At 67.6% G+C, this 8,730-nt stretch carries 8 protein-coding genes and 1 pseudogene; 2 read left to right on the top strand and 7 right to left on the bottom strand.

The features are described 5' to 3' along the window. The first annotated feature begins 490 nt into the window (after positions 1-490). Positions 491-1,422: pseudogene (locus ACIA8X_RS46755) on the top strand (Ku protein). 29 nt (positions 1,423-1,451) lie between these two features. On the opposite strand, the gene ACIA8X_RS46750 reads toward ACIA8X_RS46755, so the two are convergent. Then, positions 1,452-2,093, bottom strand: coding sequence for a hypothetical protein (locus tag ACIA8X_RS46750; protein ID WP_393462570.1), 642 nt, complete (start codon positions 2,091-2,093; stop codon positions 1,452-1,454). A 413-nt stretch (positions 2,094-2,506) separates the two neighbouring features. On the opposite strand from ACIA8X_RS46750, the gene ACIA8X_RS46745 reads away from it, so the two are divergent. Then, positions 2,507-3,043 carry a hypothetical protein gene (locus ACIA8X_RS46745; protein WP_393462569.1) on the top strand — a complete coding sequence of 179 codons (537 nt, stop codon included), beginning with the start codon at positions 2,507-2,509 and terminating at the stop codon, positions 3,041-3,043. Here ACIA8X_RS46745 and ACIA8X_RS46740 read toward each other — a convergent pair. The 6 genes from ACIA8X_RS46740 to ACIA8X_RS46715 all read right to left on the bottom strand — a co-directional run bounded on the left by ACIA8X_RS46740 (position 3,000) and on the right by ACIA8X_RS46715 (position 8,236). Beyond that, positions 3,000-3,791 (bottom strand): IS5 family transposase, encoded by a 792-nt coding sequence (locus ACIA8X_RS46740; protein WP_393462567.1) that lies wholly within the window; start codon positions 3,789-3,791, stop codon positions 3,000-3,002. The genes ACIA8X_RS46745 and ACIA8X_RS46740 overlap by 44 nt on opposite strands. 309 nt (positions 3,792-4,100) lie before the next feature. Continuing rightward, positions 4,101-4,685: a hypothetical protein gene (locus ACIA8X_RS46735; RefSeq protein WP_393462565.1), complete on the bottom strand. Its 585-nt coding sequence runs from the start codon at positions 4,683-4,685 to the stop codon at positions 4,101-4,103. 104 nt (positions 4,686-4,789) lie between these two features. After that, positions 4,790-5,764, bottom strand: coding sequence for a polyprenyl synthetase family protein (locus ACIA8X_RS46730; protein WP_393462563.1), 975 nt, complete (start codon positions 5,762-5,764; stop codon positions 4,790-4,792). 18 nt (positions 5,765-5,782) lie between these two features. Further along, positions 5,783-6,679: a phytoene/squalene synthase family protein gene (locus ACIA8X_RS46725; RefSeq protein ID WP_393462561.1), complete on the bottom strand. Its 897-nt coding sequence runs from the start codon at positions 6,677-6,679 to the stop codon at positions 5,783-5,785. A gap of 112 nt (positions 6,680-6,791) precedes the next feature. Then, the gene (locus tag ACIA8X_RS46720; protein ID WP_393462560.1) at positions 6,792-7,634 is read right to left on the bottom strand and encodes an ABC transporter permease; all 843 of its coding nucleotides are present in this window, start codon (positions 7,632-7,634) and stop codon (positions 6,792-6,794) included. Next, positions 7,631-8,236 (bottom strand): ABC transporter ATP-binding protein, encoded by a 606-nt coding sequence (locus ACIA8X_RS46715; RefSeq protein ID WP_393462558.1) that lies wholly within the window; start codon positions 8,234-8,236, stop codon positions 7,631-7,633. Before ACIA8X_RS46715 ends, ACIA8X_RS46720 begins: the two co-directional genes overlap by 4 nt. Positions 8,237-8,730 lie beyond the last annotated feature (494 nt).

Raw genomic sequence — 8,730 nt, 5'->3', positions numbered from 1 at the left:
AGCCGGTGGCCGTTCATCTATGCGGGCATCAGCCAGAAGCCGGAGCAAACCCCCGGATCAGGTCGAACCCGTACACCACTTCCCTGGACGCAACCAGTACGGCCGGTGAGCGCCCCCATGAAATGCCCGCGCAGTCGGGGCCGTTCCGGGATCGTCCTGGGCCGTCCACCGCGTCACTCCGGGTCTGGAAGTCTGGGGCCATGGCGCGAGATACGGCGATGTACGACGAGCAGCTCCGGGATCTGGAGGCGGAGGCGTTCCGCACCGGTCGCCCCCTCACGGAGCACGGTGAGTAGCAAGCCACAGCACTCGGGAACATCGATTCCCTCGCCAACGCCATCGGTGCCCCGGGCGACCGTACGATCACGCACCGTCTCGACACGATCGAGCAGGTCTTGTTCGCCGTCGCACGGGCCCAGGGCAGCTGCCTGACTTCGGCGCATCGGCGTCCTAGGCTGGGGGTGCTCGGGGCCTGTCGCGGAGGTGTGCTGTGCCCCGAACGATATGGTCAGGAGCCATCAGCTTTGGATTGGTCACCGTGCCGATCCGCGTGGTCAGTGCCACCGAAAACCATTCTGTGCAGTTCCACCAGTACCACCTCGAGGACGGCGGCCGGGTACGGGTACGCAAGGTGTGCGAGCTGGAGGACCGCGAGGTCGCGCAGTCCGAGATCGGCAAGGGATACCAGTGGTCGAAGGACCAGATCATCGCCATCAGCGATGCCGAGCTGAGGGAACTGCCGCTGCCGACTGCGAAGGCCATCGAGATCGAAGCCTTCGTGCCGCTGGAGTCCATCGACCCTCTCCAGATCGCGGAGGGCTACTACCTCCAGCCGGACGGCCAGGTCGCAGCCAAGCCGTACAAGCTGCTTGTCCAGGCTCTTGGCCGGTCATCGAAGGTGGCGATTGCGAAGTACGCCTGGAGTGGCAGGGAGAGATTGGGCCTGTTGCGGGTACGGGAGGACGTGATCGTCCTGCACGCGATGCGCTGGCCAGACGAGATCCGTGAACCCTCCGAGCTCCTGCCCCCCCGCGGTCCAGCTGACCGACGAGGAGATCGACGGGGCGCTTGCCCTCGTCGACCGCATGACCACACAGTCCTTGGAAGGCCCCGACTTCGCAGACCACTACACCGAAGCCTTGCAAAAGGTCATCGACGCGAAGAAGGAAGGGCTCGCCCCGCCGGAGATTCCGGAGTCGGGCACGGAGCCAGGCCAGGTGCCTCGACCTGATGTCGGCACTGAACCAGTCCGTGGCCAAGGCGAAGGCCTCCCGCAGGGCCACGGAGGCTGAAATGCACGAGCTGCCGGCGAAGAAGCCCGCGGCCAAGAAGGCAGCGCCGAAGAAACCGCCAGCAGCTAAGAAGACAACGAAGAAAGCGGCGGCGAAGAAGACGGCGGGGCGCCGGCCGCGCAGCGCCTGATGCCACGCCCGCCTGTCTTCTGGTAGTCGTCAGACGACGACGGATACCCCGCACAGGCCGCGGCCGCGCGCGGCGGCGTGCCGCCACATCCGCAGCGGCCCATCCAGCACCGTCTCCTCGTTCTCGCGGTAGTCCAGCCAGTCCCAGGCCTCGGCTGTGGCGCGCTCCTGCGGGGTGAAGCCCAGGGCCCGCTGGACGGCAGGCAGCGTCTTGCGCACCTCGGCGGAGGTGAGCAGGAAGTTGCCGCACCAGCCGGGTAGGAGGCCGGCCCGGCCGGGGCCTATGGCGTGGAAGAAGGACCGCAGCGCGAATTCCTTGCTCTGGATCGAGATGAAGATTTCCTCCGCCCCGGTCACCAGGTCCCATGCGTCCGTGAGCAGGGAGAAGTCGTCCTCGGGCGACAGGCCGTCGTGCATCTTCTGCACGTGTTCCCCTCCAGCGGTCAACTCGTGGAAGGAATCCAGTGCGTCCGCCTCCCGGCCGCTGGATCGGCCGAAGGGCTTCCACCAGGTCCGGAAGTCCGGCAGCGGCTCTTGCCGCCAGCGGTCCCAGCGCTCTCGTGCCAACGGCTCGTCCCGCTCTGCGGCGATCAGTGGGAGCAGCCGCGGAGTCAGAGTCCCGATGAAGGCGTCGTCGTGGGCGCTGATGGACCAGGCCGAGGTGAAACCCATGTGAGGACCGTACGGCGCAGCGCTGACACTCCACCCAATCGGGGCCTCGGGCTCACAGGCCGCTGATCCCCTAAGGGCTGCGACGCCCGTTCCCGGCGGCGAAGGTCAGAGAGAGCCGCGGAAGACGCGGTGACGATTTCCCCATCGTTGGGTGTCAGAACCCATCCTTAAACCTCGGTGATCGGCCCGTGGCGTCTCGATTGTCAGTGTCTCGCCGTACTCTCCGGCGGGTGAACGATCACCTGATAGCGCCGCGCACCCTCGAAGCTGCCATTTGGGATGCACGTCAAGCTCTTACTGAGTGGCTGTTGTCGTTCCGAATCTGAGGGCGGCGCTTTCCCTGGTCAGGCGTAGGGCGGGTGATTTGGTGGGAGTGGTGGCGTGTCGTGTCGTCGCTCCCCGGGAGGTTGCAGATGCCGTCGGTCGTCGGGCTGCTGGAACAGCACGAACTCGCCGCTCGCCGTCGAGTCGACGGGTTGCGTGAGGAAGCCGATCGCATCCAGGCTGAACTGGCCGCGGCCGAGCAGGAATGGCAGGAGTGGGCGATCGCCCGCAGGCGGGTGGGCACCGTCCTGGCTTCGGACAACGGCAACATCGCTGATCAAGAGGCCGCCCATGGCCCACCGGACGCGGACACGCGCTCGGCGTCCGGGCAGGCGGCGAAACCGAAGTCGCAGGTGCCGGTGTGGCGGGAGGGGATGGCCTGGTCGGTGCTGTCGGTGGACTATCAGCGCATCCTCACCGCGCTCGCGGACCGGCACCGGCTCGATCAAGGTCCGCTGACCTGCCAGGAGTTGGCTGTGATGTTCGGCCTGGACGCGTTGCCGGCCAAGGTGGAGGCGCTGCGATCGAAGGCGAAACGCCTGGTCGCGCGGGGCTGGCTGGCCGAGCGGCAGCCGGGCCGGTTCACCCTCGCCCAAGGTGTGGCCGGGCAAGACGGCGCGTCATGAGCAGGGTCATCGACCAGTAGACCATCGCCTCGGCGCTGGCGGTGCGGCGTTCGAAGTCGCGCACCAGACGGCGGGTGCGCATCAGGTGGGCGAAGAACCGCTCGACGATCCACCGCTTGGGCAGCACCACAAAGCCGCGCATGTCGTCGCTGCGTTTCACGATCGCCAGGACCAGCGCGAGCGTGGTGAGGCAGTGGGCGACGAGGCTGCCGGTGTAGCCGCCGTCGGCCCAGACCAGTTCCAGCCGGTGGTGCATGTCGGCGACCTGCCCGAGCAGTTCCTGGGCCGCGATGCGGTCGCCGGTGTCCGCGGCGGTGACCATCACGCCCAGCAGCAGACCGAGCGTGTCGACCACGACGTGCCGCTTGCGGCCGTTGATGAGTTTGCCGCCGTCGAAGCCGCGGCTGTCCGTGGCGACGACAGCGTCCGCCTTGACCGACTGCGAGTCGATCACACCAGCCGTCGGTGCCGCGTCGCGGCCCAGCGTTTCGCGGACCTGCCCGCGCAGCCGGTCGTGGAACTCCTTGACCAGGCCATGGTCGCGCCAGCGGCGGAAGAACGCATACACCCGGTCCCACGGCGGGAAGTCGACCGGCATGCCGCGCCACTTGATTCCGTTGTCGACGAGGTAGCGGATCGCGTCCAGCATCACGCGGTGGCAGTACGCCTCCGGCTGCCCGCCCCGCCCGCGCAGCCAGGCCGGCACCGGCAGCAGCGGCCGGACCACGGCCCACTCCGCGTCCGTCATGTCCGACGGATACCGCCGAACACGTTCCGGGTGATCGGCTGCGTTTCCGAACCGGTGGGCGAGACAATCACACGTCGGAGACGCTGAGTTGAACTCCACCGGCGCGAACACGTACAACTGCGGCAACAGGGCCTCCTGGATCTCGGTTGGCTCCGCAACCCCGAGCTGCCAAGAGGCCCTTCATGCCCGCGGCCGGTGCCGATCATCCGATCGTTCGACGCCACCCCTCAAGATCGGAACGACAACAGCCACTGAGCGACAAGTGTTGGCGGATCCCGTCGACGAAACCAGGGGCCAGGGCCGCGGTGGCTACCAGGCGGTCCTGGCCGTGCTGTAGGAGGTGCGGCAGGTGGCGTCGGACGCCGTAGCGGAAAGCTCATTCATGGCCTCGGTCCACACCTTCTTGACCACCTTTTCCAGGCCCCGGGCCGCCGCGGGGATGTTCGGAGAGAACTTCCTGGCCGTTCCCACCGTGGCGACGGTGAACTTGTTGCACACCGGCACGGCGGCGTTGCGGTAGCGGTTGTCGAGTTCACCCGTCACGGCGGAGCTGTTGGCGGTGGCCCAGCTGTTCCACGCCGCACAGGCAGGCCGGGTGAGTTCGGCCCGCTCGGTCTCGGTCAGACTGCCCAGAGCGGCGACAGCGGCGTTCCAGAACTCGTCCGGGATGGCGTAGCGGGTGGTGGCGAACTGATCCCCGGTTTTGAAGATCGCTTCCTGGCAGGCGAACGGCAGCGAAGCCGCTTGCGCAAGGGCGGCCAGGAGCGGAGGGGACTTCACACTCTGAGCGGCCGGGGTCTCCTCCTGAGGGATGACAGTCACCGCCACCACCAGGACACCGGCAGCCCCGGCCACGGCCAGAGCGGAGCGCTTGAGAGTGCGGGAGGTGTTCATGAGCGCGGGCCTCCTGTACGTGAGGGCTGAGCGGCCAGCCCGGTGCAGACCAGGGGCGGGGTCTGGAAACAGAGCATCAGCCACCGCGCCAGTCCCGGCCCTACTCAGCGCTGACGGTCGGCTGCTGAGGTGGCCAGTTCGGCGAGGCGCAGGGCGTCCGGCAGGCCGGTGAGTGCAACGTGTGCTTGTTCGGCGCGGGAGGATGCCATCTGGGCCGCCTTGGTGAGGGCGCCGGTGCGTGTCAGCACGGCGAGGATGTCTCGGTGTGCGGTGACGGGGTCGGTGTCGCCGTGGAATACGGTGGTCAGGCGGTCGCGGTCGGCTTCGTCGGCCACTTCGTAGGCGAGCAGGACGGGCAGGGTGGGCTGCAGGTTGGCGACGTCGCTGATGGCTGTCTTGCCGGTGATCTGGTCCTGGGCGGTGTAGGGGAGCAGGTCGTCACGGATCTGGAAGGCCATGCCGAGCTGTTCTCCGTACCTGTGTAGGGCCCGGACCTGCTCCGGGGGTGCTCCGGCCAGGATGGCGCCGGCCTGGCAGGCGGCGCCGGTCAGCGCGGCGGTCTTGGCTTGCATGACGTTCAGGACGGCGGGTACCCCGCAGGTCAGGTCGCCGCGGATTTCGGTTTCGCGCATGATGCCCTGGCACATGTGACGCAGGGCCTCGACGGTGACCCGTGCTGCGTGCAGTACGCGCTCGGCGGGGCCGCCGCTGAGCAGGGCCGCGATTCCGGCCATGGACAGTCCGTCGCCTGCTACCAGGGCTTCGGCGAGGCCGTACTGCTCGGCGGTGGACGCTCGCCCGCGGCGTACCGGGTCCTGATCGACGATGTCGTCGTGGATGAGGCTGGCGACGTGCAGGCATTCGATGCCGGCCGCGAACGCCAGCACCTGCTCGGCGGTGCCGCCGACGGCTTTTGCCGACTCTATACACAGGATGGGGCGAAGGAGCTTGCCCGGGGGGAACAGGGCGTCCAGGCAGGCCACTTCCAGCAGGCTGTCGCCGCTGCCCACCCAGCGCAGCAGCTCGGCCTCCAGGAGCGGAATGTGTGTGCCCCCGACTGGGGTCACGGCGATGGACAAGGCACGTCCTTTCGATGGTCAGCAGGGGATGACGGCGCGCATGAGAGGGCGCCACACGTTGAGGCAGGCGCCCATGGGGGGCTGCACCGGCCGGTGGAGCACGTCCTGACCTGCGGCCAGCGCATCGGCCAGGAACAGCCTGCAATGCTCGCCAAATGCGTGGATGACGGGGCCGACGGGGGTGTTTTCCAGTTCAGCGGTGAGAGCGGTCAACCGGTCGGTGACACGCTCGGCCTCGAACGCGATGACGTCGGCCATGGCCGGTGTCCACCGTTTGGCCCTGACGTCCTCGGGGTGGACCCCGAACTGGTGGAGATCCTCTAGAGGGAGATAGAGGCGGCCTTCGTCGAGGTCCTCCGACAGGTCACACAGCACGTCGGTCAACTGGCCAAGTTCGGCGAACTCACGCAGCAGCGGCTGCGCTTCCGTGAGTTCGGTGCCAGCCACGGCCCACATGCCCCCGTAGAACGGGCAGCCGGAGACCTGCGTGGCCCACTGGCACAGTTCCGCGTAGGTGGCGAAGTCGCGGAAGTCGACGTCGCGCTGCATCCCGGTGAACATGTCCTCGATCAGTGACAGCGGCATTCCGAAGGTCCGGTAAGTGTGCACCGTGGCATGCAGGACGGGGTCGTCGGAGCCGCCGGCGGCGAAGGCTGCCCAGGTGGCCTCCGCGAACTCGGCGAGCCGACGCCGACGGTCCTCTACCGGCCCGCTGTCTACACAGGCATCGGCACGGCACCCGTGTGCCAACAGCGCCGCCATGTGAGGCCGTGCCGCTGCAGGCGCGATACGCACCGCCCCCCAGAAGCCGCGCCCTCCGCCGAGACCTTTTACCTCTCGAGCGCACACCATGTAGCAGCGCCGCAGGACAGGATCGGTGATACCCGCCGCGTCCAGCCATCGCCCTACCAGCATCTGTGAACCCCTTTTCTGCTCAACCGGCCCCCTTTCGGGGCCAGGACTTCGCTCTGCGACGAGAGCGCGACACGTCCCTCCGAGCCCTTGTCGGGCCGTCGTGCCGGAGTGCTCAGCGGGGCGTCGACGTGGCCCGGGCCGGGTGCGCAGGTTGTCGGCGCGTGGGCAGCCAAGGCAGACGCAAGGACGGCTTTGCGGTCAGGGCGTCTTTGGTACGGCGGTGGAAGGCGAGCAGACCCAGGAACGCAGCGCCGGCGAACCACAAGAACTGAACGGCCAGATCACCGGGCAGCCACTCGCGGGTGAAACCCGCAGCTGAGGCAGCCTGCATGGTGCCGTAGGTAGGCAGGAACCGCACGACCTGGCCTCCGGCACCGCCGCCGGCCAGCGGATTTTGAAGACCGACATCCACGAGGCTGGTCATGACCAGGGCGAACATGCCCTCCACCTCCCGGCGCAGCAGCGAGCCGAAGACGACGCCGAGCGCCCCGTAGGTCATCGCTCCACAGAACAAGGCGGCGGCGAGCAGCAGTGGCTGGCGAGGGCTCCAGGCCGTGCAGATCACCGCGGTGGCATAGGCGGCGATGGCGCCGGAGGCCAGGGTCAGCGAGGTGGTCTTGGCCAGGACGAGATGGATGCGAGGGTAGCCGGCCAAGGCCAGGCGGCGGTCGAAGCGCCCGCCGTTGAACGTGACGGCGAACATCATGAACCCGGTGATGAGGGTGACGGCGTTGATGGCGCCGGTGATCTGCGTGATCTGGTTGCCGGCCGGTGCCAGGAGCTGGCCGGTCACCCGCAGGCGGAAGGACAGGTGCCTGCTGGGGATGACGGCGTACGCCAGGCTGATCCAGCAGGGGATGAACACGGCGACCAGGACCATGGCGAGCCTGTTCCGGGCGTGTTCGACCAGGTCGAAGCGGACTGCTGTGACGAACAGGTTCAGGTGCCGCCTCACGCCGACACTCCCTCAGCGGGGCGCAGCACGCCGCCCTGAAGGCGCCACAACTCGTCCAGGCGCTCAGCGTCATAGGCCAGGTGCGAGACGACAAGGACTGCGCGGCCCGCATCGCGTAATCGGGCTGCCAAGTCCCAGAAACGCTGGTAAGTCTCCCAGTCGAAACCCTGGTAAGGCTCGTCCAGCAGAACCACCTGCGGATCATGCATCAGCGCCAGGGTCAGGTTCAGCTTCTGACGGGTTCCGCCGCTGAGCAGACCGGCACGCTCATCGACGTACTCCGACAACCGCAACACCTCCATCACCTGCCCGGCGTGCCGCAGATCCGACAGCCCGTGCGCGACGCGGAAGAACTCCAGATGCTGGCGCACGGTCAGCGCCTCGTTGACCACCACGTCCTGCGGGCAGTAGCCGAAACGGCCCCCATGACGGACCGTGCCACCCAGCGGGCGCAGCTCACCAGACAAGACCTTCAACAGCGTCGACTTGCCCGCACCGTTCTCGCCGACAATCCCGGCCAGCACACCAGGCCGTAGATCAAGGTCGAGACCCCGCAAGACCTCACGGCGACCGTATGCGTGACGCACATCCCGAACCTCCACCGCACCCCCGGGCTCTACTGCGGTGGCACGCACTCACTGCTGGCCACTCGCCGTCACGGCAAGGCTAGGCATCACGTACGGCCAAAACCGGGGCAAGATCGCCTATTAGCCCGCACGAGTGAAGACCTCGGTGTAAACCGCGCTCAGCTCCGGGGTGATCGCCTGCGTTGCCGAACCAGCGTGCGAGGCAATCGCACAGCGACACGCGAGAGTTGGACTCCGGTAGCACGGACGCGACAGACTAGGTCAAAGGGCCTCCAGGTACTCGGAGCGGGTTCGCACCCTGAGCTACCAGCAGGCCCCGTTTCCGTGCTCAGCCTCCACGAAGATCACCCGTGCGGGTTCCGGGTGAGACATAGGTTCGCGTGCCACCCGACAAGATCGGAATGACAACAGCCTCTAAGCCCTGTGGCCAAGTGCAGCGAGTCAGGTGCCCCGGCTACGGACGCCTGGCGCAGAGATAATACGGGTGGGTAGACCTGTTTCTGCCTCGT

Source organism: Streptomyces sp. NPDC051738, assembly GCF_044453205.1.
Taxonomy (GTDB): domain Bacteria; phylum Actinomycetota; class Actinomycetes; order Streptomycetales; family Streptomycetaceae; genus Streptomyces.
Note: the sequence above shows the minus strand (reverse complement) of the source record. Positions and strands in the feature narration are given on the sequence as shown.